The 21544-nt window shown below is 72.9% G+C and carries 18 protein-coding genes; 13 read left to right on the top strand and 5 right to left on the bottom strand.

The features are described 5' to 3' along the window. A complete protein-coding gene (locus Q6350_RS02190; RefSeq protein ID WP_305064940.1) occupies window positions 1–1725 on the bottom strand; it encodes a carbon starvation protein A in 1725 nt (574 codons plus the stop codon). Between the two features lie 204 nt (window positions 1726–1929). On the opposite strand from Q6350_RS02190, the gene Q6350_RS02185 reads away from it, so the two are divergent. The 3 genes from Q6350_RS02185 (at window position 1930) to Q6350_RS02175 (ending at window position 5946) form a co-directional block, all read left to right on the top strand. Continuing rightward, window positions 1930–4227, top strand: a complete 2298-nt coding sequence (locus Q6350_RS02185) for a sodium-translocating pyrophosphatase (protein ID WP_305064938.1) — start codon at window positions 1930–1932, stop codon at window positions 4225–4227. Between the two features lie 272 nt (window positions 4228–4499). Further along, the gene (locus Q6350_RS02180) at window positions 4500–5165 is read left to right on the top strand and encodes a hypothetical protein (RefSeq protein WP_304602663.1); all 666 of its coding nucleotides are present in this window, start codon (window positions 4500–4502) and stop codon (window positions 5163–5165) included. Next, window positions 5158–5946 carry a nucleotidyl transferase AbiEii/AbiGii toxin family protein gene (locus Q6350_RS02175; protein ID WP_305064936.1) on the top strand — a complete coding sequence of 263 codons (789 nt, stop codon included), beginning with the start codon at window positions 5158–5160 and terminating at the stop codon, window positions 5944–5946. The genes Q6350_RS02180 and Q6350_RS02175 overlap by 8 nt, the downstream gene beginning before the upstream one ends. An 82-nt stretch (window positions 5947–6028) precedes the next feature. Here Q6350_RS02175 and Q6350_RS02170 read toward each other — a convergent pair whose 3' ends face one another. Continuing rightward, on the bottom strand, window positions 6029–6550 hold the full coding sequence (locus Q6350_RS02170; protein WP_171246501.1) for a DinB family protein: 522 nt from the start codon (window positions 6548–6550) through the stop codon (window positions 6029–6031). A gap of 125 nt (window positions 6551–6675) precedes the next feature. Here Q6350_RS02170 and Q6350_RS02165 point away from each other — a divergent pair, with 125 nt between their 5' ends. The 3 genes from Q6350_RS02165 to Q6350_RS02155 all read left to right on the top strand — a co-directional run bounded on the left by Q6350_RS02165 (window position 6676) and on the right by Q6350_RS02155 (window position 9794). Beyond that, the gene (locus Q6350_RS02165) at window positions 6676–7533 is read left to right on the top strand and encodes a hypothetical protein (protein ID WP_304606686.1); all 858 of its coding nucleotides are present in this window, start codon (window positions 6676–6678) and stop codon (window positions 7531–7533) included. Between the two features lie 147 nt (window positions 7534–7680). Next, window positions 7681–8226: a hypothetical protein gene (locus Q6350_RS02160; RefSeq protein ID WP_305064933.1), complete on the top strand. Its 546-nt coding sequence runs from the start codon at window positions 7681–7683 to the stop codon at window positions 8224–8226. Continuing rightward, window positions 8223–9794, top strand: coding sequence for a methyltransferase (locus tag Q6350_RS02155; protein ID WP_305064931.1), 1572 nt, complete (start codon window positions 8223–8225; stop codon window positions 9792–9794). The genes Q6350_RS02160 and Q6350_RS02155 overlap by 4 nt, the downstream gene beginning before the upstream one ends. A 17-nt stretch (window positions 9795–9811) precedes the next feature. On the opposite strand, the gene Q6350_RS02150 is transcribed toward Q6350_RS02155, so the two are convergent. Both Q6350_RS02150 and Q6350_RS02145 read right to left on the bottom strand, forming a co-directional pair. Then, entirely contained in the window at window positions 9812–11236 is a 1425-nt protein-coding gene (locus tag Q6350_RS02150) for a TrkH family potassium uptake protein (protein ID WP_304606689.1), read from the bottom strand. Window positions 11237–11284: 48 nt separating this feature from the next. Beyond that, window positions 11285–12046, bottom strand: coding sequence for a S9 family peptidase (locus Q6350_RS02145; protein ID WP_304602657.1), 762 nt, complete (start codon window positions 12044–12046; stop codon window positions 11285–11287). A 132-nt stretch (window positions 12047–12178) separates the two neighbouring features. Between Q6350_RS02145 and Q6350_RS02140 the strand changes: the two genes are divergently transcribed. The 3 genes from Q6350_RS02140 to Q6350_RS02130 are packed head-to-tail and all read left to right on the top strand — an operon-like array spanning window position 12179 to window position 14342. Then, window positions 12179–13120, top strand: coding sequence for a LysR family transcriptional regulator (locus Q6350_RS02140; RefSeq protein WP_305064929.1), 942 nt, complete (start codon window positions 12179–12181; stop codon window positions 13118–13120). A gap of 51 nt (window positions 13121–13171) precedes the next feature. Next, window positions 13172–13966 (top strand): CAP domain-containing protein, encoded by a 795-nt coding sequence (locus Q6350_RS02135; protein ID WP_304602655.1) that lies wholly within the window; start codon window positions 13172–13174, stop codon window positions 13964–13966. Between the two features lie 40 nt (window positions 13967–14006). Continuing rightward, complete coding sequence (locus Q6350_RS02130; RefSeq protein ID WP_171246494.1) at window positions 14007–14342, top strand: YnfA family protein; 336 nt, start codon at window positions 14007–14009, stop codon at window positions 14340–14342. Window positions 14343–14354: 12 nt separating this feature from the next. On the opposite strand, the gene Q6350_RS02125 is transcribed toward Q6350_RS02130, so the two are convergent. Next, window positions 14355–15014 (bottom strand): TetR/AcrR family transcriptional regulator, encoded by a 660-nt coding sequence (locus Q6350_RS02125; protein WP_305064926.1) that lies wholly within the window; start codon window positions 15012–15014, stop codon window positions 14355–14357. A gap of 98 nt (window positions 15015–15112) precedes the next feature. Here Q6350_RS02125 and Q6350_RS02120 point away from each other — a divergent pair, with 98 nt between their 5' ends. Genes Q6350_RS02120 through Q6350_RS02105 form a run of 4 tightly spaced genes read left to right on the top strand, consistent with a single transcriptional unit; the run spans window position 15113 to window position 21541 of the window. Then, window positions 15113–17743, top strand: coding sequence for a beta-glucosidase (locus Q6350_RS02120; RefSeq protein WP_305064924.1), 2631 nt, complete (start codon window positions 15113–15115; stop codon window positions 17741–17743). Next, window positions 17740–19434: an ABC transporter substrate-binding protein gene (locus Q6350_RS02115; RefSeq protein WP_304602652.1), complete on the top strand. Its 1695-nt coding sequence runs from the start codon at window positions 17740–17742 to the stop codon at window positions 19432–19434. Before Q6350_RS02120 ends, Q6350_RS02115 begins: the two co-directional genes overlap by 4 nt. A gap of 50 nt (window positions 19435–19484) precedes the next feature. Continuing rightward, window positions 19485–20564, top strand: a complete 1080-nt coding sequence (locus Q6350_RS02110; protein ID WP_304602651.1) for an ABC transporter ATP-binding protein — start codon at window positions 19485–19487, stop codon at window positions 20562–20564. Beyond that, window positions 20561–21541 (top strand): ABC transporter permease, encoded by a 981-nt coding sequence (locus Q6350_RS02105; RefSeq protein ID WP_171246490.1) that lies wholly within the window; start codon window positions 20561–20563, stop codon window positions 21539–21541. Before Q6350_RS02110 ends, Q6350_RS02105 begins: the two co-directional genes overlap by 4 nt. Window positions 21542–21544: the final 3 nt, after the last annotated feature.

Below are 21544 nucleotides of genomic sequence, written 5' to 3'. Positions count from 1 at the left end.
TCAGGACTCCCGCGTGGTGGCGGTGGTCCCGGCGGACTGCCCGGCGGCCACCGGTTCGTCGGTCTCCGGGTCGAACTCGCCGCGGCGGGCGGCGATCATCGCACCCGTGGCCTCGACGGCGACCCAGGCCGAGGCCACGAGGATCACCACGTCGAGCCCGAGCAGGAAGCAGTTCTGGTCGGCGTAGAACGTGCCGAGCTGCACGATCAGCGCGTACACGCTCATCGCCAGGACGAACACGAGCGGGACCAGCACGACCACGGGGTTGCGCTTCCGGCGCAGCAGCATCACGGCCACGATCGACAGCGTCAGGGAGGCCAGCAGCTGGTTGGTCGTGCCGAACAGCGGCCAGATGAGCAGGCCGCCCGCGCCGTCGCCGCCCGCGCTGAAGGTCAGACCGACCGCGACGACGAGCACGACGATCGTGGCCAGGCCCTTGCGGACCGTCACACCCATGACCTCGCCGGCCTCCTGGACCACGAAGCGCTGCAGCCGCACGCCGGTGTCCATGGTCGTCGCGGCGAACAGCACCGCCATCGTGGCCAGGATGGTCGCCGACAGCGACACGGGGATGCCCAGGCCGGTGTTGACGATCGACGCGCCGCCGTCGATGAACGCGGAGACGCCGCCCTCGTTGAACGCCGAGTAGACGGCCTCCCAGTCGGCCAGCGTCCGGAACCCGGCGGTGGCGGCGATGATCGCACCGAGCGCCAGCAGGCCCTCGCCGACGGCGCCGAAGTAGCCGACGAACCGGGCGTCGGTCTCCTTGTCCAGCTGCTTGGCGGAGGTGCCGGAGGCGACCATGCCGTGGAACCCGGAGATGGCGCCGCAGGCGATCGTCACGAACAGCAGCGGCACCATGCTCGGCGTGCCCTCGGGCACGTTCTGGTTGACGGCGGGGGCGACGACGGCGGGGCTGGCGAGCAGCACCGACAGGTACAGGATGCCGAGGCCGATGAACAGCTGGACGCCGTTGATGTAGTCGCGCGGCTGCAGCAGCACCCACACGGGCAGCAGCGAGGCGATCCCGGCGTACAGGAACAGCGCCACGATCCAGAACGTCGCCGGGGACATGCCCAGCACGGAGTCGGGCAGCACGACGGGGAAGCGGTCGCCCAGCAGGATGAGCCCGTACAGGGCGGTCACGCCGATCAGGGTGGTGACCGGCAGGTTGATCTTCCAGCGGTAGATCATCTGGCCGATGATCGCGGCCACGGCGATGGCGCCCCAGACCGGGATCACCGAGGTCGGCGTGGAGATGAGCAGGTTCTTGATGACCGTCGCGAAGGCGGCGATCACCATGAGCAGCAGCAGGAAGATGACCACGAGGAACAGCGCCCGCCCCCGCGAGCCGATGTAGCGGCCGGACAGCATCCCCATCGAGCGGCCCTTGTTGCGGACCGAGGCCCACAGGGCGCCGAGGTCGTGCATCCCGGCGAAGAACACGGTCCCGAGGGTCACCCACAGGAACGCGGGCAGCCAGCCCCAGATCACCGCGACCGCGGGTCCGACGATGGGTGCCGCGCCGGCCACCGAGGTGAAGTGGTGGCCCCACAGGACGAACTTGTTCGTCGGGACGTAGTCGACGCCGTCCCGCATCTCGTGGGACGGCGTCCGGAAGTTCTCGTCGAGGCGGTAGATGTGGCGGGCCAGGAACTTCGAGTAGAGGAAGTACCCGGCGAGGACCATGGCGAGGCCCACCACCATCAGCACAAGGGAGTTCACGTGTGGCTCCGATCAGTCGTCATTGACGTCGTGGCCGGATCCTATGGCCGGACGGTGCCCCGGTCACCCACCATTTCGTGACAGGCATCACAGATGAGTAGACTCGCGCGCATCCCGTCGTCAACGGCGACGACGGGCTCTCACAGGCTTCCCGTGCGGTCACCGGCGACCGGGCGGGGCGTGGCAGAACGTCGAGGAGGACGGATGCTCACACTCGGGTCCGACAGTCTGACGATCGTCGCAGTCATCGCGGTGATCGCCCTGGCAGCGCTGGTCTGCGCAGGAACGCTGCGCCGCCAGGTCCTCGCGGCCGACGAGGGGACCGCCGCCATGCAGGACATCGCGCGCGGTGTCCAGGAGGGTGCCTCGGCCTACCTGAACCGGCAGTTCCGCACGCTGGCCATCTTCGCCGTCGTCGTGTTCGCGCTGCTGTTCCTGCTGCCCGGCGACGGTGGGGTGCGCATCGGCCGTTCGGTCGCGTTCCTCGTCGGCGCGGGCTTCTCCGCCGCGATCGGCTACCTGGGCATGTGGCTGGCGGTGCGCGCCAACGTGCGCGTCGCCGCGGCCGCCGCCCTGCCCGGGGGCCGTGCGCTCGGCGCCCGGATCGCGTTCCGCACCGGTGGCGTCGTCGGGATGTCCGTCGTCGGGCTCGGCCTGCTCGGTGCGGCGGGGGTGGTCCTCGTCTACCGGGGCGACGCGCCCGCGGTGCTCGAGGGCTTCGGCTTCGGCGCCGCGCTGCTGGCGATGTTCATGCGTGTCGGCGGCGGCATCTTCACGAAGGCGGCCGACGTCGGCGCGGACCTGGTCGGCAAGGTCGAGCAGGGGATCCCGGAGGACGACCCGCGCAACGCCGCGACCATCGCCGACAACGTGGGGGACAACGTCGGCGACTGCGCCGGCATGGCCGCCGACCTCTTCGAGTCCTACGCCGTGACCCTGGTGGCCGCGCTCATCCTCGGCAAGGCCGTGATGGGGGAGCAGGGGCTCGTCTTCCCGCTGGTGGTCACAGCGATCGGTGCCTTCGTCGCCCTGCTGGGCGTCCTCATCACCCGCGTCCGCGGTGACGAGTCCGGGCTTACTGCCATCAACCGGGGCTTCTACATCTCCGCGGTGGTCGGGGCGGCGCTGGCCGCCGTCGCAGCCTTCGTCTACCTGCCGGACAGCTTCGAGGGCATGGGCGGCACGGCCGACCTCGCCGGCGTCACCTCCGACCCGCGCGTGGTCGCCTCGCTGGCCGTGCTCGTGGGCATCGTCCTGGCCGGCATCATCCTGTGGATCACCGGGTACTTCACCGGCACGGACTCCAAGCCGACCGAGCACGTGGCCGCGACCTCCCGCACCGGGGCGGCCACGGTGATCCTGTCCGGCATCGGCGTCGGCTTCGAGTCCGCGGTGTACACCGCCGGCATCATCGCCGCCGCGATCTGCGGCGTGTTCCTGCTGGCCGGCGGGTCGATCTGGTTGTCGCTGTTCCTCGTGGCGCTCGCGGGCTGCGGTCTGCTCACCACGGTCGGGGTCATCGTCGCGATGGACACGTTCGGGCCCGTCAGCGACAACGCCCAGGGCATCGCCGAGATGTCCGGCGACGTCGACGAGCAGGGTGCGCAGACGCTGACCGACCTGGACGCCGTCGGCAACACCACCAAGGCCATCACCAAGGGCATCGCCATCGCGACCGCCGTGCTCGCCGCGACGGCCCTGTTCGGCTCGTACGCCGACGCGGTGGAGACGGCGCTCGGCGGCGTGGTCGTGGCCACCGACGGACTCGTGGCCTCGATGCTCAGCTACGAGATCATCTCCCCGGTGACCCTCGTGGGCGTCATCCTCGGTGCGGCCACCGTGTTCCTGTTCTCCGGGCTGGCCATCGACGCGGTGACGCGGGCGGCCGGTGCGATCGTGTACGAGGTGCGCCGCCAGTTCCGCGAGCACCCGGGCATCATGACCTACGAGGAGCGCCCCGAGTACGGCCGCGTCGTGGACATCTGCACGAAGGACTCCCTGCGTGAGCTGGCCACCCCCGGCCTGCTGGCCGCGTTCGCCCCGATCGCGGTCGGGTTCGGGCTCGGCGTCGGTCCGCTGGCCGGGTTCCTCGCGGGCACCATCGGCGCCGGCGTGCTCATGGCGATCTTCCTGGCGAACTCGGGTGGTGCCTGGGACAACGCGAAGAAGATCGTCGAGGACGGTGCCTACGGCGGCAAGGGGTCCGAGGCGCACGCCGCGACCGTCATCGGTGACACCGTCGGGGACCCGTTCAAGGACACCGCCGGACCGGCGATCAACCCGCTGATCAAGGTGATGAACCTCGTGTCGCTGCTCATCGCCCCGGCGGTGGTCATGCTGTCGGCCGGTGAGGACGCGAACCACACGCTGCGCATCGCCATCGCCTGCGTGGCGGCCGCCATCGCCATGGGTGCGGTCGTGCTGTCGCGGCTGCGGGCAGCCCGCGTCGACGGGGAGACCTCGGACGTCGAGGAGAAGCCGGCACCGGTCTCGTCCCGCTGACGATTCGTGCGCCGACGCTGCCGGTCGCAAGGCTTCGGTCCTGCGGCCGGCAGCGTCGGCGTCTCGGGTACCTCGCAGAGGCGGAGGAGCCCAGAGGTCATCTGCCCGACGGTGACACGTGCCGGCGTCCCGACCGCATCGTTCGGTGCGTCGACGCCCGCGAAGGCGGCGACCACCATCGAGCAGAACCCCGTGGCCGGCCGACGGGAATCGCCGGTGCCGCCGACGCCCGAGCGTTGACAGAAATATTCGCGAAGGCGAAACTTTCTGTCATGGGCGGGTTCATGGCGGTCTCGGAGGCCGCTGAGAGGCTCGGCGTCTCGGTGCGGCAGGTCCAGAACCTGGCGACGCGCGGCGAGCTGCGGAAGGTCGCGCGCGGCCTCGTCGATGCGACCTCCGTCGAGAGGCATCTGGCCGTGCGCATCGACTCGCACACGCGCGCGTGGTCGAGCTCCACGGCATGGGCGGCGATCTCGCTGCTGGAGGGCGACCAGCCGGACTGGCTGGGCGTGAGCCAGCGGTCACGGTTGGCGAAGCGTCTTCGCGAGATCTCCGTGGACGAGCTGATCGAGAGATCGCGGGGGAGAGCTCAGGTCTTCCGGTACGCCGCGCACTCCAGCGCCCTGCGTCACCTCCGGCACGAGGTGGTGCACAAGCGAGAGGCCGAGTCGCGCCTCGGGCTGGCGTCCTCCGATGCCGTCGACGGCTATGTCGCGGAGTCGGCTCTCGGTGGCCTCGTCGGTCGGTACGGACTTGCCCGGGACGACGACGGACTTGTCACGCTGCGGGCCACGGCCATGAGGCTCGACGTGGTCCGCCGGCTCGCCGACCGAGGTCCTCTGCTGGCCGCCGTCGACCTGGCGGAGTCCCTCGACGTGCGGGAGCGCAGTGCCGGGCGCGACGCGTTGGAGCGAGCGTTGGGGGAGTACCGTGCCTGATCGTCCGCTGCTCGACATCCCCAGCCCGCCCGGTGGGTGGGGTCCACCGTGGTGCAACGTCGCCGAGCTCGCCGCGGTCCTGCCGGGTGACCGGTGGACACTCGTCGGCGGTCTGATGGCCCAGCTCCACGGTGTGCATCAGGGGATCGGCATCGTGCGCCCGACGAACGACGTCGACATCATCGTGCATGTCGAGACCACCCCTGGCGTCGTCGCGGAGACAGCGCGTGCCCTCGAGTCGATCGGCTACGGGTTGGTGACATCCATCGACGAGCGCAACACGACGGCTCACCGATTCCGGCGGAGCGAGGACACGGTCGACGTCCTCACGGCAGGCGACGACGTCGTCGACGTCCTGATCGCCGACCATGCTCCACCTCGTGTCGTGGAGCCGTTGCGGGGCCGAGACATGGTGGCGATCGAGGGCGGGACGCAGGCACTGAGGCGGACGGTCGACGCCCGCCTCACCATCGGCACCGAGGGGTCGACGACGATCAGCGTCCCGTCGGCGATCGGCGCCACGATCCTCAAGGCCGCCGCCTACCGCACCGACTCCCGGGACACGGGACGACATCTCCAGGACGCGGCGCTCCTCCTCGCCTGCATCGAGGACCCCTTCGTCGAGCGCGAACGGTTCGCGGGGTCCGATCGCTCAAGGATCCGGACACTGGCACGAGCCCTCCCCGACGGCGCCCGTGAGTGGCGTCTCCTTCCCGAGACACGCCGGAACGACGGTCAGGCCGCGCTCCGCATCCTCGCCGCCGACCCGCCGGCGACCTGACACGACGCTCGCAGCAGCCGCATCTCCCCGGAGGGAGGACGACAGGCATGCGCTGCATGCCTGTGACGACGGTGTTCGCAGGTCAGAGCCCGACGCGCCCGTCGATGCACTCGCGCAGCAGGTCGGCGTGACCCATGTGCCGCGCGTACTCCTCGACCATGTGGATCACGACGTCGCGCACCTCCACGGTGCCGTCGTCGAACGGCACCTCCCGGTCGAGGTCCTCCTCGATCATCAGCTCGTCGGCCGCGTCGACCGCGGCGTGCCACGCCTCCCAGGCCTCCGCCACGGCTTCCGGCGTGCCGACCGCCTCGTCGAACTCGACGTCCTCGACGCCGGGCCGCTCGAACGGGGCGTCCGCCGTCGAGCCGCCGAGCACGCGGGAGAACCAGTGGTGCTCCCCGTTGGCCAGGTGGCGTACGAGCCCGAGCAGGGAGAGCGACGAGGGGTAGACGCTGCGCCGCGCCAGCTGGTCGGCGTCGAGACCCTCGCACTTCATCACGAGGGTCATCCGGTAGCGGCAGAGGTACTCCCAGAGCGTCTCCTTCTCGCCGACCGGATCGATACCGGTGGCGCGCGGATCCTTCTCGGGTGCTACCCACATGCCCGTCGTCGTCGATGTCACTCGCACAATCTGGCGGTCAACCGGGTCCCAGGTCAAGGTCACCAAGGCAAGGATCGGGCAACTCGATCTCGGTGCCCGGGGGTCACCCGGTACTGTTCGCCGACATGAGGCCGACCGACGTGCACCACGACGTCCCCGATCCGGACGGGGACGACGCGGGGCAGCACGGCGGCCCGGAGGTCCCGGTGGCCCCGCCCTGGGCCTCTGCGACCGTCGGCACCGACGTGCCGGCCCTCGACGACGTGCTGGGTGGCCGCTCCGCAGCGGGGCCGCAGTCGTCCTCCCCGGGAGGGGAGAAGGGCACGCGGCGCGGGAAGCGTGGCGGGGCCGGGGGTCGCGGCAAGCGCGACGACGCGGCCGCTCAGGGGTCCGGGGGCCGCCGGCAGCGGGCCGCCGACGCCGGTCGCGACGCCGCGGACAAGGTGGCCCATCGTGCCGCCGGGATGAGCCGACGCGGGGTCGTGCTGGCCAGGAGCCGTCCCGGCGGCCGGTTCGCCCGACGCAGCTCCCTGCTCGTCGTCACCGCCGCCGCGCTGATCGCCGGCGTGGGCGCGGGTGCCGGGTTCGACGCCGTCAGCGGGCCGGGCGGAGGATCCGAGGCGAACGCCACCTTGCTGACCACCGCGCCCGAGACCTGCGCGGCGGCCCAGGTCGCGTGGTCGCGTGCCGCCGCCGCCCAGGTGCAGATGGACCTCGAGTCGCCGAAGTCGCTGCGCACCGGCTTCGTCGCGGCACGCAACGCTCTCACGGGCCTGACGCCTCCCGCCGAGGTGGCCGCCGACTGGTCCACCGTCGCCACCTACGTGACCGTCGTGGCGGACGCCGCGGAGGAGGCGGAGGCCTCCGAGGTCGAGGCGGCCGTCGCGGGCGCGATGGCCGAGCTGGACACGGCCGCCATGGCGGCGGCGTCGGAGCGGGTCACGAAGCATCTCGCCTCCGACTGCGGGGCGACGGACGGGTGAGGTCCCGGACGGGCAAAGCCACCGTCTGATCGTCGTCCGCCGGGTCCGGCCCGGCTTGCCGGGAACGCCCGGAAGATCGCGCGCGCGGCGCCCACGCGCGGCGCGCCCGATTTCCGCACGGCCCCGGGCGTGGGTCACCATGGGTCGATGCTGACCATCCGTCGACGTTCCCGCCGAGCCGCCGCCACCGCCGCGGCGACGCTCGCGACCGTGCTGGCCGCCGGTGCCTGCAGCGGCGGCGAGGAGTCGGACGGGTCGGCGTCGGCCGAGCCCATGCCCGCCATCTCGATCGGTTCCGACCTCGTGATGAGCAACGGCGACGACGACGGCGACGACGAGTCCCCCGCGCCCTCCCCGTCGGTGGACGAGGAGTGCCTGGAGCTGCAGCAGGTCTGGGCGGACACCAACCGCGCCCTGGCCGGCATCGACGAGCAGCACCCCCGGGCGCTGGTGTCCGGCTTCCGGGAGGCCTACCGGGCGATCTCGTCGGTCGAGGCGCCCGACGTCGAGGGCTGGCCGGGGATGACCAGCTACCTGGACAGCGCCGTCGGCGCGCTCGCCGACGTCGACACCGACGACGCCGACGAGGTCGCCTCCGTGATGACGCTGACCTTCTCGGAGGCCGACACCGCCCGAGCGGCCGTCGCCCACGACCAGGTGACCCAGTACCTCGACGGCGGGTGCCGCGGGTGACGGTTCCGTCGGCGTCCGGCGACCCGGCCGCGCTGCGGTCGGCGCTGGAGCGGGTGGACTACACCGTCGACGGGGTCGAGGACCTGCTCGGCCCGCTGGCCGCCGCGGCGCTGCACCGCGAGCAGACCGTCCCCGCGGACCGTGTCCTCGCCCGGCACGCGGCAGACCCGCGGGCGGCGCTGGCCCGGCTGTTCCTGCTCGGCCGGGAGGTCACGCGGGGTGCGATCGACGCGGCCCTGCCCGGCGTCGGCACCTCCGGCGCCCAGGCCCTGGGTCTGGTCGAGGCCGCGGGGTCGGGTGTCGCGGACGCGGTCCGGGCCCTCTGCGATCTGCGTCCCTATGCCGCCACGGACGCGGGCGGTCCCGTGCAGTGGTGGCTGGCCAGCGACCTCGGCGAGCTCGCGACCGGACGTCGGCTGGCCGCCGACCACGTGCTCGGTGCGGGCGGGGCGTCGACGACGCTCGCCCAGGTGACGGTCCGCACCCCGGTCTCGCGCGTGCTCGACCTCGGGACGGGGTGCGGCATCCAGGCGCTGCACGCGGCCCGGCACGCCGAGGCGGTGGTGGCCACCGACGTCTCGCAGCGCGCTCTGGGTTTCACGCGTTTCAACGCGGCGCTGAACGCCCCCGGGGCCGACCTCGACCTGCGGGCCGGCTCGATGCTGGACCCGGTGCGGGACGACCGCTTCGACCTGGTGGTGTCCAACCCGCCGTTCGTCATCACCCCGCACGCGGGCGCGGCGGGTGCCGTCGTCTCCGAGACGTTGGGCGCCTTCGAGTACCGCGACGGCGGTCGGGCCGGCGACGACCTCGTGCGCGACCTGATCACCGGCGTCGGCGAGGTGCTGTCCCCGGGCGGTGTGGCCCAGATGCTCGTCAACTGGGAGCGCCGTCGCGGCGAGCACTGGACCGACCGGGTCGGGGCCTGGCTCGACGCGTCCGGTCTGGACGGCTGGGTGATCGAGCGGGAGCTGCTCGACCCCGCCGAGTACGCCGAGACCTGGATCCGCGACGGCGGCACGACGCCGGACCGGGAGCCCGAGGCCTGGGCCGCGGCCTACGGTGCCTGGCTCGACGACTTCGCCTCCCGGGACGTAGAGGGCGTCGGCTTCGGCCTCGTCACGCTCCGGCGGCCCGCCGCCGACGACCGCCCGACGTTGCGGCGCCTGGAGGAGCACCACGGTGCGCTGCGGCAGCCGCTGGGCGGGCACGTCGCGGCGTCGTTGGCCGCGCACGACTGGCTGGCGGTGCGCTCGGACGCCGAGCTGGCCACCGAGCGGCTCGTCGTGGCCGGCGACGTCACCGAGGAGCGGTACCTCACCCCGGGCGCGAGCGACCCGAACGTGGTGATCGTGCGCCAGGGCGACGGGCTGGGCCGCGGTGTCCAGGCGTCCACCGGCCTGGCGGCCTTCGTCGGTGTCTGCGACGGCGAGCTGACCGTCGGCCAGATCCTGGGCGCGCTCGGCGCCCTGCTCGAGGTGCCGGCGGACGACCTCGCCGCCGAGCTGCTGCCCGTCGTGCGCGACCTCGTGCGCGACGGGTTCCTGGCCCCGGCCCCCGCCGGCTGATCCGCCGCGACGGCCGGTCAGCCGATGACGACGGCGGACTCGGGCCGCCGGTAGAGCCGTCGGCGCTCGCGCAGCGCGAGCCCGGTGCCCAGCGTGATGGGGCCGAGGCGTCCCAGGAACATCAGCAGGGCCAGCAGGCACTGGTGCCACGGCTCCAGGTCGCCGGTGATGCCGGTGGACAGACCGGTGGTGCTCAGCGCCGAGACGACCTCGAACAGCACGCGGTCCAGCGGGACCACCTCCGGCGGCACCGTGACGGTGATGGCGAGGGTCGTGACGACGACGGCGGCCATCGCGACGAGCGCGACGGTCCCGGCCTGCCGCTGGGTGAAGGGGGCGAGCCGCCGGTCGAAGGCGGTCACGTCGGGGTCGCCGCGCAGCTCGGCCCACAGGACGACGGCCAGCACCGCCAGCGTGCCGACCTTCACCCCGCCGGCGGTGCCGCCGCTGCCGCCCCCGATGAACATCAGGATGTCGGTGAAGAACCACGACCCGTGGTTCAGGCCTTCGGTGTCGATGCTGTTGAACCCCGCCGTGCGCGGCATGACGGCCTGGGTGAAGGCGGCCAGCATCTTGCCGGGGACGTCCAGCGGGCCGAACGTGCGCGGGTTGGCCCACTCGACGGCCAGGAAGAACAGGGTGGCGACGGCCAGCAGCACGGCGGTCATGAGGAGCGTCAGGCGGGTGTGCACGCTCCAGCGCCCGGGGCGGCGCAGCAGCAGCACGGGGCGGTCGCCGGAGGTGGTGCGCCGGGTGAGCTCGACGAGCACCGGGAACCCGATGCCGCCGATGATCACCGCCGCGCTGATCGGCAGGCAGACCCAGGGGTCCGTGACGAACCGCATCAGCGAGTCGCCGTACAGCGAGAACCCGGCGTTGTTGAAGGCCGACACGGAGTGGAACAGGCCGGACCAGGTGGCGTGGGCGACGGACTCGCCGTAGCCGATGCGCAGCCGGAGCGTGATGACCGTCGCCACGAGCACCTCGGCGATCACGGTGAACTGCAGCGCGCCGATCATCACGCGGCGGACCTCGCCGAGCCCGATGGTGTGGGTCGACTCCGCGGCCACGAGCCGGGTGCGCAGCCCCATGCGCCGGGACAGCAGCAGCCCGAGCAGGCTGGCCACCGTCATCACGCCGAAGCCGCCGATCTGGATGAGGACGAGGATGACGGCCTGCCCGAACGGCGACCAGAAGGTCTCGGTGTCGACGACGACGAGCCCCGTCACGCAGGCGGCCGAGGTCGCGGTGAAGAACGCCTCGACGACCGAGGCGGTCCGCCCCGTCGCGGCGACGGGCAGGCTCAGCAGGAGGGTGCCGGCGGCGATGGCGCCGAGGAAGCCGGCGGCGACCACTCGCGCGGGCCGTCGGCGCAGGCTCGCCGGGGAGACCTCGGGGGAACGGCGGCGGTCGGCCAGGAGCCGCAGGATGCGTGACTGCACGAAGGACAACTGTGGCACCGTCCGGCCCGCCCCGCACCGGTCCGGTGGTCAGTCCTCGCGGAGGTACTGGTTCGCCCAGGCGCTGATGATCCGGGCGGCGCGCTGCGCCTGACCGGGTCGCGTGAGCAGGTGGTCGGACCCCTCGAGGGAGACGAAGCTGCGCGGGTGGCGGGCCGCGGCGAAGATCTTGCTCGCGTTCTCGATGCCCACGACCTGGTCGGTGGGCGAGTGCATGATCATCAGCGGGGTGTCGAGCTCGGAGATGCGGTGCTCCAGGTCGGCGTCCCGGACGTCCTCGACCATGCCGCGCTTGAGGTTGAGCCGCTTGCCGCCGACCTGCCAGACGGCGTTGCCCTCCTCCAGCACCTGGTCGACCAGGTCGTCGTAGTGGTTCTCGGCGTGGCTGGGGTCGAAGGGTGCGCACACGGAGGCCACCGCCCGGACGCCGGGGATCTCGGGCGCGGCGGCGATCGCGGCGGCGCCACCCCAGGAGTGGCCCACGAGCAGCTCGACCGGGGTGCCCCGGTCGGCCATGAACTCGGCGGCGCGCACGACGTCGGCGACCTTGATCGTGAAGGAGCCGTCGCCCCAGTCACCCTCGGAGTCGCCGAGACCGAGGTTGTCGAACCGCAGCATGCCGATGCCCTCGGCCGCGAGCTGCTTGGAGATGCGCGCTGCCGCCGGGGAGTCCTTGCCGAGCGTGAAGCCGTGGACGAACACGCCCCAGCCGCGCACCTCCCCCTCCGGCTCGTCGATGATGCCGGCCAGCATCGGTCCGGTGCTGCTCGCGAACGTCACGCGCTCCGCCATGATGACTCCTCCTGCCGTCGTGCGGCACCATTGCCCCAGGAGCCTATGTCGCCCGCGGCTGCGTCCGCCTGGTGACCAGGCACACTCCGCAGATCCATCCCCCCGACAGGATGCCCGGTATACCATCCCGGTATGGAGATCGACCTCCGCCACCTCCGGCTCGTGACCGCCGTCGCGGAGCACGGCAGCGTGACCCGCGCGGCCGCCGCGCTGGGGATGGCGCAACCTGCCCTGACCGCGCAGCTCAACCGGATCGACGACGCCCTCGGCGGCTCCGTGTTCGTCCGGGACCGCCGCGGTGCCCGGCCCACCCCGCTGGGCGATCTCGTCCTCCGGCACGCCCGCGTGCTCCTGCCGGCCATGGACGCGTTCGGCGAGGACGTGCGCCGCCACGTCAGCGGCCGGACCGACGTCGTGACCGCGCTCCGGGTGGGGACCGTCGCCACGGTGCTGGGCGGGATCTTCCTCAACCGGTTGCGCGCCGACCTGACCGGCATCGCGCTGACGTCGTTCACGGCGTGGTCGGCGCAGGAGGCGACCCGGCGGCTCGCGGCCGGTGACCTCGACCTGGCGCTCGTCGGCGCCTGCGAGAACGAGGTGCTGCCCACCGACGGCGACGTGGTGTGGACCCGGCTGTTCACCGACCCGGTGTTCGTGCTGCTCTCCGACGCGCACCGGCTGGCCGACGACGAGGTCGTCCCGCTCGGCGAGCTGGCGGAGGAGTACTGGCTCTCGGCACCGGGGGAGGGGTGCTTCGAGCGGTGCTTCGTGGCGGCGTGCGTCCGGTCCGGCTTCACCCCGCGTGAGGTCAGCGAGACCGAGCGCGCCTCGGCCATCGAGCAGGTGCGGGACAACCACGCCGTCGCGCTGGTGCAGCCGCTGCTGCTCGACCAGCCGGGGGTGACGCCCGTGGCCCTCGAGGGCGAGCCTCTCGCCTGGACCCAGTACGTCGGCTGGCGTCGCGACGCCGAGAAGCGGTTCGACGTCGAGGCCGTGCGTGCGGCCGCGCACGAGGCCCACCGCCAGGCCGTCCGGCGCACCCCGGCCTACGAGCGGCATCTCGCGCAGCGCTGAGCTGCATCGACCCTGGGCATCGGCCCTGGCGACCGGTAGCGTGCGGCGGTGATGAGCCCTCGACATGCCGTGCCCTCGTGGCGTTCGCCCGTTCGGCTCGGTGTCCCGTTCGTCATCGGCCTGGGCCTGCTGGCCGTCCTGGCCGGGGTCGCCCCTGACGCGCTCCGGTCGGGTCCGGAACGAGCGGATCCCGCGGGATCGACCGCGGCGGCGCCGGCCGGGCCGTCGTTCGTCCGCCCCGTGGGTCCCCCCGGCGTGACGGACGCCGCAGGGCCGGGGGATCCGGGGCCGTCCCCGGACGTCGCCGCGAACCTCGGGCCGGCGATCGTCGTGGACGGCGAACGCTCGACGGAAGAGGTCGCCCCCGCGGTGCGGGTGCAGCCCGCCCCGTCGCCGACACCCGACCCCCGGGCGGCCTCGGAGAAGCCGGGGGGCGAGGGCTCCGGTCACGCGGACGGTGAGGGCCCGGCAGGCGCCGCGGCCGCCGCGGTGCTCGAGCTCGTCAACGCGGAGCGGGCGGACGCCGGGTGCGGACCGCTCCGGCAGGACCCCGAGCTCGACGCGCTCGCGACGGCGCACTCGCAGGACATGCGCGTGCGCGACTACTTCGACCACACCGACCCCGACGGTCTGACCCCCTGGGACCGGGCGGACGCCGCGGGCGTGAGCGGGCTGGCGGCCGAGAACATCGCCGTCGGTCAGCCGGACGCGGCGGCGGTCGTGCAGGCCTGGATGGACAGCCCCGGCCACCGGGCGAACATCCTCGAGTGCTCGCACACGCGTCACGGCCTCGGGAAGGAACCCGGCCAGGGCGGCCCGTGGTGGACCCAGGTCTTCGGCCGCTGAGAGCTCGCGCCCTCGGCCGCCGACGGCGGGAGACTGGATCATGACCGTGCTGAGATCCGTCGTCCTGTTCGTGGCCGCCGCCCTGTTCGAGATCGGCGGCGCCTGGTTGGTGTGGCAGGGCGTCCGCGAGCATCGGGGCTGGCTCTGGATCGGTGCGGGGGTGATCGCGCTCGGCCTGTACGGGTTCTTCGCGACGCTGCAGCCGGACGCCCACTTCGGCCGCATCCTGGCCGCCTACGGCGGGGTGTTCGTCGCCGGGTCGTTGGTCTGGGGGATGGCGGTCGACGGGTTCCGCCCGGACCGCTGGGACGTGATCGGCGCCCTCGTCTGCCTGGTCGGCGTCGCGGTGATCATGTACGCGCCACGCCCGGCCTGACGCGCGCGTCCGTCACGGTGCCCCGGGCGTCCCGGGGGAGTCCGGCAGCGGTTCGACCCCGGGCAGCACGGCCCGGAGGATCGCCTCGATCGCGAACGCGGTCGACTCGGCCAGGTCGACGACCTCCGGGTCGAGCAGCCACTGGGTCTGCAGTCCGTCCATCACCCCGATGACGGCGCTGGCCGCCCGGACGGCGTCCTGCTCCGCGAGGTCGATGCCGCGCTCGTCCGCGACGGTGCGCAGCGCCGACGCGATGTCCTCGCGCAGCACCCCGAAGCGGGTCCGTGCCCGGTCCGCGGCCGGGTGCCCGTCGGTGACGGCCTCGCCGGTCAGGACCGTGTAGGCCTGCACGATGCCGCGGCGGTCGGCGTTGCGACGGGCCGTGGTGACCAGGTGCCGGAACAGCTCGATCCCGCCGGGGATGTGCTGGCCCTCCAGGTGCTCGACGTCGACGCGGTCGCGGTACTCGAGCACCTCCCACAGCAGCCGGTCCTTGCTCCCGAAGTGGTGCAGCACCCCGGCGTGCGTGATGCCGACCTGCTCCGCGACCTCGGCGAGCGAGCCGGCGCGGTACCCCTTGGAGCCGAACACGCGGGCGGCGGCCGCCAGGATCTCCTCGCGCCGCTCGGCACGGGGGACGCGGCGGGACCGGGGAGGTGTGGCCTGGCTCATGACGTCACCATACTGTGATCCAATCCACTTACTAACAAGTAAGTAAGTATGGTTCACTGTGACGCGACGCACAGCCGCGCCGGAACAGGAGACATCGCGTGTCATCGCCGACCGCCCTCCCGACGACCGTCGGGACACCCACCGAGGAGACCGTCCTGGACGGGCTCCTCACCCGCCTGACCGCCGAGGAGAAGGTCTCCCTCGTCGTCGGTGCGGGCATGTGGTCGACCCGCGGGATCGAGCGCATCGGGCTCGCGCCCGTCGTCATGTCGGACGGCCCGGTCGGTGTGCGCCGGCCCGACGGCTCGTCCAGCTCCGCGATGCTGCCGGCCCCCTCCGCGCTCGCCGCCACCTGGGACGTCGGGGCGGCCCGCGGGGTGGGCCGCCTGTTCGCCGCCGAGGCCCGCCGCCACGGGGTGCACCTGGTCCTGGCACCCCAGGTGAACCTCCAGCGCACCCCCGTCGCCGGCCGGCACTTCGAGTGCTACAGCGAGGACCCGCACCTGACGGCCGAGGTCGCCGTCGCGGTCGTCACGGCCGCCCAGGAGGACGGCGTCGGCATGTGCGTCAAGCACTACGTCGCGAACGACTCCGAGACGGACCGCACCCGCTACCTCGCCCGGGTCGACCCCCGCACGCTGCGCGAGGTCTACCTGGCGCCGTTCGAACGGCTCGTCGTGGCGGGCGCGTGGAGCGTCATGGGCGCCTACAGCGGCGTCGACGACGGCACCACCGCCGCACAGGTGCTCGAGCACCGGCCGCTGCTGACCGGGGTGCTCAAGGACGAGTGGGGGTTCGACGGGCTCGTCGTCTCCGACTGGGTCGCCACCCGCTCCGTCGCGCCGGCAGTCCGCGGCGGGCTCGACCTGCAGATGCCCGGTCCCGACGGCGCCTGGGGCGACGGCCTGGGCGCGGCCCTCGAGACCGGGGCGGTCACCGAGGCCGACCTCGACGACAAGGTGCGGCGTCTGCTGCGGCTCGCGCACCGGGTCGGCCGCCTCACGCCGCCCGGCGACGACGCCGCGGTCCCGGAAGGTCGAGCCTCGCGACCGGCCCCGGCGTTCGCCGTGCCCGAGGCGCGCGAGACGTTCCTGCGCGAGCTCGCCGGGCGCTCCACCGTCGTCCTGCAGGACCGCGCCGGGCTCCTGCCGCTGCCGGGCGTCGAGAACGGCGCGCCGCTGCGCGTGGCGCTGCTCGGGGCCGCCGCCGTCGAACCGTTCTTCCAGGGCGGGGGCTCCTCGTTCGTCGTCCCCGACCGGCTGTCCTACCCGGCCCCCGCGCTCGCCGAGGCGCTGCCGGAGGGGTCGCACCTCGACGTCGTGGCGGGGTCCCGGGCGCTGCGCAACCCGCCTCCCCTGGACCTGGACCGGTGCACGGACCCCGTCACCGGAGCACCGGGGATGCGTCTCGAGGTGCTCGACCGGACCGGTGCGGTGCGCCGTGCCGAGACGCGGACGCGGTGGGACGGCTGGATGACCGACCTGCACGCCGAGGACGTCACCGTGCGCCTGAGCGCACGGGTCGACGTGGCCGAGCAGGGCGTCCACGAGATCGGGGTCGGCACGGTCGGCGTGCACCGCGTCGTGCTGGACGGCCACGAGATCGCCGCCGGTGACGTCGTCGCCACCGAGGACGTCATCCTCGCCTCGGCCCACAACCACCCGGTCGCCGCCACGGCGCGGGTCACGGGGTCGTCCGCCGAGCTCGTCGCCGAGCTGCAGGTCGTCCACCCCGTCGGCTACGACCGGTTCGTCCGCGCCCAGCTCGTGCACCGGCGCCCCGGACCCTCCGCCGAGCAGGAGCTCGACGCCGCCGAGGAGGCCGCCCGCGCCGCCGACGTCGCCGTGGTCGTCGTGGGCACCACCCACGAGGTCGAGTCCGAGGGGTTCGACCGCACGGACCTCGGGCTGCCCGGCAACCAGGACGAGCTCGTCCGCCGCGTGGCGGCCGTGAACCCGCGCACCGTCGTCGTCGTCAACGCGGGCGCCCCCGTGCTCCTGCCCTGGCTCGCCGAGGTGCCCACGGTGCTGTGGGGCTGGCTGCCGGGGCAGGAGGCCGGGGCCGCGCTCGCCGACGTGCTCACGGGGGTCACCGAGCCGTCCGGCCGGCTGCCCTGGACCCTGCCGGCGCGCGCCGAGGACGTCCCGGTGCCGCACGCCGTGCCGGCCGACGGCGTCGTCGACTACACCGAGCGGCTCGACGTCGGCTACCGGGCGTGGGAGCGCCGGCGCGACACCGACGGCGCGGCCTCGCGCCCGGAGCCGGCCGCCCCCTTCGGGCACGGCCTCGGCTGGACCACGTGGTCGTACGAGGCGGCCGAGCTCCTCGACCCGCCCGTGGACCCCACGGCCGGTGCCGTGGTGCGGGTCCGCGTGCGCAACACCGGGCCGCGGTCGGGCCGGGAGGTCGTCCAGGTGTACGTCGAGCCGCCCGCCGGGACCGCCGTCCGTGACCCGGCCCGGCCCGTGCGCTGGCTCGGCGGGTTCGCCGTCGTCGACGTCGCGCCGGGCGGGACCGCCGAGGTCGACGTCACGGTCCCGCGCCGCGCACTGCAGACGTGGGACGCCCACGCGGGCTGGACCACGCCGTCGGGCACCTACCGGCTCGTGGCCGGCCGCTCCGTCCGTGACCTGCGGTGGCCCGTGGACGTCCCCGTCCACGGGGCCACCGACCGACCGTCCCCCCAGGAACGCTCCACCGAAGAACACGTGCAAGGAGGCACACCGTGAGAATCCGCAAGCTCTCCGCGTCGCTCGCCGGGGTCGCCGCCGTCGCTCTGCTGGCGACGGCGTGCGGCGGCGGTGGCGACACCGACACCAGCGCCGACACGGCCGACGACCAGACCGCCGCGGCCACCGGCGAGGTCCTGACCGTCGGCATGCCGAACGGGACCCAGACCGAGAACCAGTCGCCCTTCGCGACCGGCTCGGCCGCCCTGTCCCTCGGCTACGCCTTCGTCATCTACGAACCGCTGATGATGGCCAACGACGCCAAGCCCGCCGAGGAGCCGCAGCCCTGGCTCGCGGAGTCCATCGAGTGGAACGACGACTACACCCAGGCCGTCGTCACGCCGCGCGAGGGCGTCACCTGGTCCGACGGCGAGGCGTTCGACGCCGAGGACGTGGCCTTCTCGATCCAGCTCCGCCAGGATCACGAGGGGCTGAACACCTCGGCCCTGCCGATCGAGTCCGTCGAGTCCGACGGGACCACCGTCACCGTGACCTTCGGGTCCCCGCAGTACGTCAACACGGCCAAGCTCGCCGACATGCTCATCGTGCCCGAGCACCTGTGGGCGGACGTCGAGGACCCGACGACGTACACCAACACCGAACCGGTGGGCACCGGCCCGTACACCCTGGAGTCCTGGACCCCGCAGGCGGCGACCGTCGTGGCCCGCGACGACTACTGGGGCGGCGAGCTGTCCGTGCCGGAGATCCGCTACTCCTCGTACAACGACAACAACGCGCTGACCACGGCGCTCACCACCGGTGAGGCGCAGTGGGGCTGGACGTTCATCGCGGACTACGAGAACGTCTACATCGCCGCCGACCCGGAGCACTACCACCAGTACGCGGCGGCCGGGCTGGGCATCGACGCGCTCTTCGTCAACAACGAGGAGAAGCCGTTCGACGACGTCGCCTTCCGCCGGGCGCTCAACATGGCCCTGGACCGGCAGTCGATCACCGACGTCGCCACCTCCGGCGTCAACCCGCCCATCACCAGCGTCACCGGGCTGCCGCTGCCCGCCGGTGAGGAGTTCATCAGCGACGAGCTCGCCGGCGAGGAGCTGTCCGCGGACGTCGAGGGCGCCAAGCAGGTCCTCACCGACGCCGGGTACACCGGGGTGGGCGAGCAGCTCGTGGATCCCGACGGCGAGCCCGTCACCTTCGAGCTGACCAACCCGGCCGGCTGGAACGACTACCTCACCGCGCTCGACCTCATCAAGAACGCCGCGGCCGAGCTCGGCGCCGAGGCCACCGTCCAGCCCGCGAACGCGGACGGCTGGTTCGCCGACATCGTCCCGCCCGGCAACTTCGACGCCACGCTGCACTGGACCGACGGCGGCGCCACCCCCTGGGACCTGTACTCCAACATGATGGACGGTGCCCAGTACGAGCCGCTCGGCGAGCCGGCGTCGTGGAACTTCGGCCGCTACCGGAACGAGGACGTCACCGAGGCGCTCGCGACCTACGCCGCGACGACCGACGACGCCGAGCGCTCCGAGGCGCTGGCGACGATCCAGCAGCACTTCGTCGAGGACGTCCCCGCCATCGCCCTGTGGGCACGTCCGGCCACGGCGCAGTACTCGACCGTCAACTACGTCGGCTGGCCCTCGGAGGAGGACCCGTACAACCAGCCGCAGCCGACCGGTTCGCAGGCGCTGCAGATCCTGCTCGAGCTCGAGCCCGCGACGGACTGACCAGGACGTCGCGGTCCCGTCCCGCCGTCCCTTCCCACCCAGGTGACCGCATGAGTACCTCAGCAACCGACCCGTCCCCGGCCGCCACGGAGCGCGACGTCCCGGTCCTGCGCGCCGTCGGCCTGACCAAGCACTTCCCGGTCCGCGGCCGCCGCGGCGCCGTCGTCCACGCCGTGGACGACGTCGACCTCACGCTGCACCGCGGCGAGGTCGTCGCCCTGGTCGGCGAGTCCGGGTCCGGCAAGTCGACCATCGCCCGCCTGCTCGCCCAGCTGATGCCGCGCACCGCCGGGAGCCTCGAGCTGCACGGCCGGGACGCGACCGTGCGTCGTCGCCGAGGATTCCGGGCCTACGTCGGGCGCGTCCAGATGATCTTCCAGGACCCGTTCGGCTCGCTGAACCCGGTCCACACGGTGCGGTACACGCTCTCGCGCAGCGTGCGCATCCACCAGGGCAGGCTGCGCGGCGCCGAGCTGGAGACCGCGATCGAGCGGTTGCTCGAGCGGGTCCGGCTCAGCCCCACCGAGCGGTACATCGACAAGTTCCCGCACGAGCTCTCCGGGGGTCAGCGGCAGCGCGTCGCGATCGCCCGGGCCCTGGCCGCCGACCCCGAGGTGCTGCTGGCCGACGAGCCGATCTCGATGCTCGACGTCTCGATCCGGCTCGGGATCCTCAACCTCCTGCAGGACCTGCGCGACCGTCTCGACATCGCGATCCTCTACATCACGCACGACATCGCCTCGGCCCGCTACTTCGCCGACCGGACGGCCGTGATGTACGCCGGGCGGGTCGTGGAGACCGGTGACAGCGAGTCGGTCACCCAGGACCCGCGGCACCCGTACACCCAGCTGCTCATCGGCTCGGCGCCGGACCCGGACGACCTCGCGACCCGGGCCCACGGGGCTCGCGGCGAGGCCCCCAGCCTCGTCGACCCGCCCGCCGGGTGCCGGTTCCACCCCCGCTGCCCCTTCGCCACCGACGTGTGCCGCACCGAGACGCCGGCGCTGATCGAGGTCGCCGCGGGACGCGCGGTCGCCTGCTGGGGGTACGCGGACCGTGCCGACCGCCCGCGCCTCGGCGACGTCCTCGACGCCTACGGCCGGCGCACCGACGAAGGAGGGACCCCGTGAGGTTCGCCGTCCGCCGCACGATCTTCTACCTGATCACCGCGTGGGCCGCGGTGACCATCAACTTCCTCATCCCGCGTCTGATGCCGGGCGACCCGGTGACGGCCCTCATGGGGCGCATGCAGGGACGGATCGACTCCAACGCGGAGGAGTCCATCCGGGTCCTGTTCGGCCTCGACACCAGCTCCTCGATCTGGCAGCAGTACGTCGACTACTGGGGTCTGCTGCTGCGCGGCGACCTCGGGCTGTCGTTCACGTTCTTCCCGACGCCGGTCGCCGAGATCGTCCAGCAGGCGCTGCCGTGGACGATCGGGCTGGTGGGGATCGCCACGATCATCGCCTTCGTCCTCGGGACGTCGATCGGCGTCGCGATCGGGTGGCGCCGGGGCACCTGGGCGGACGCCCTGCTGCCGATCACGACCTTCTTCTCCGCGGTGCCGTACTTCTGGCTCGGCCTCATCGCGATCACCGTGTTCTCGGTGACGCTCGGCTGGTTCCCCTCCTCGGGCAGCTACGACCGCGGCATGGTGCCCGCGTGGTCGTGGGAGTTCGTGGGCTCGGTGATCTACTACGGCTTCCTGCCCGCGCTGACGGTGGTGCTGTCCTCGATCGCCGGCTGGATCCTCGGGATGCGCAACATGGTCGTCACGGTCTCCTCGGAGGACTACGTCACCGTCGCCCACGCCAAGGGCCTGCCGGAACGCACCGTGATGGTCGGCTACGCCGCGCGCAACGCGATCCTGCCGCAGGTCTCCAACTTCGCCCTGTCCCTCGGGTTCGTCGTCGGCGGCACCCTGATCATGGAGATGGTCTTCTCCTACCAGGGCATCGGCTACACGCTGTTCCAGGCGGTCAACACCCAGGACTACCCGCTGATGCAGGGCTGCTTCCTCGTCATCACGCTCGCCGTGCTCGGCGCGAACATCATCGCCGACTTCGTCTACGCCGCGCTCGACCCGCGCGCCCGTCAGGAGGGGTGACCC

This window comes from Isoptericola sp. b515 (assembly GCF_030588125.1).
GTDB classification, from domain to species: Bacteria; Actinomycetota; Actinomycetes; order Actinomycetales; family Cellulomonadaceae; genus Isoptericola; species Isoptericola sediminis.
The sequence above is the reverse complement of the archived record's forward strand: the minus strand, read 5'-3'. Positions and strand labels throughout refer to the sequence as shown.

Coding starts and splice junctions, on each gene's coding strand:
- Q6350_RS02185 (WP_305064938.1), top strand. CDS start 1,930: ATGCTCACACTCGGGTCCGACAGTCTGACGATCGTCGCAGTCATCGCG.
- Q6350_RS02180 (WP_304602663.1), top strand. CDS start 4,500: ATGGGCGGGTTCATGGCGGTCTCGGAGGCCGCTGAGAGGCTCGGCGTC.
- Q6350_RS02170 (WP_171246501.1), bottom strand. CDS start 6,550: ATGTGGGTAGCACCCGAGAAGGATCCGCGCGCCACCGGTATCGATCCG.
- Q6350_RS02165 (WP_304606686.1), top strand. CDS start 6,676: ATGAGGCCGACCGACGTGCACCACGACGTCCCCGATCCGGACGGGGAC.
- Q6350_RS02160 (WP_305064933.1), top strand. CDS start 7,681: ATGCTGACCATCCGTCGACGTTCCCGCCGAGCCGCCGCCACCGCCGCG.
- Q6350_RS02145 (WP_304602657.1), bottom strand. CDS start 12,046: ATGGCGGAGCGCGTGACGTTCGCGAGCAGCACCGGACCGATGCTGGCC.
- Q6350_RS02140 (WP_305064929.1), top strand. CDS start 12,179: ATGGAGATCGACCTCCGCCACCTCCGGCTCGTGACCGCCGTCGCGGAG.
- Q6350_RS02135 (WP_304602655.1), top strand. CDS start 13,172: ATGAGCCCTCGACATGCCGTGCCCTCGTGGCGTTCGCCCGTTCGGCTC.
- Q6350_RS02130 (WP_171246494.1), top strand. CDS start 14,007: ATGACCGTGCTGAGATCCGTCGTCCTGTTCGTGGCCGCCGCCCTGTTC.
- Q6350_RS02125 (WP_305064926.1), bottom strand. CDS start 15,014: ATGAGCCAGGCCACACCTCCCCGGTCCCGCCGCGTCCCCCGTGCCGAG.
- Q6350_RS02110 (WP_304602651.1), top strand. CDS start 19,485: ATGAGTACCTCAGCAACCGACCCGTCCCCGGCCGCCACGGAGCGCGAC.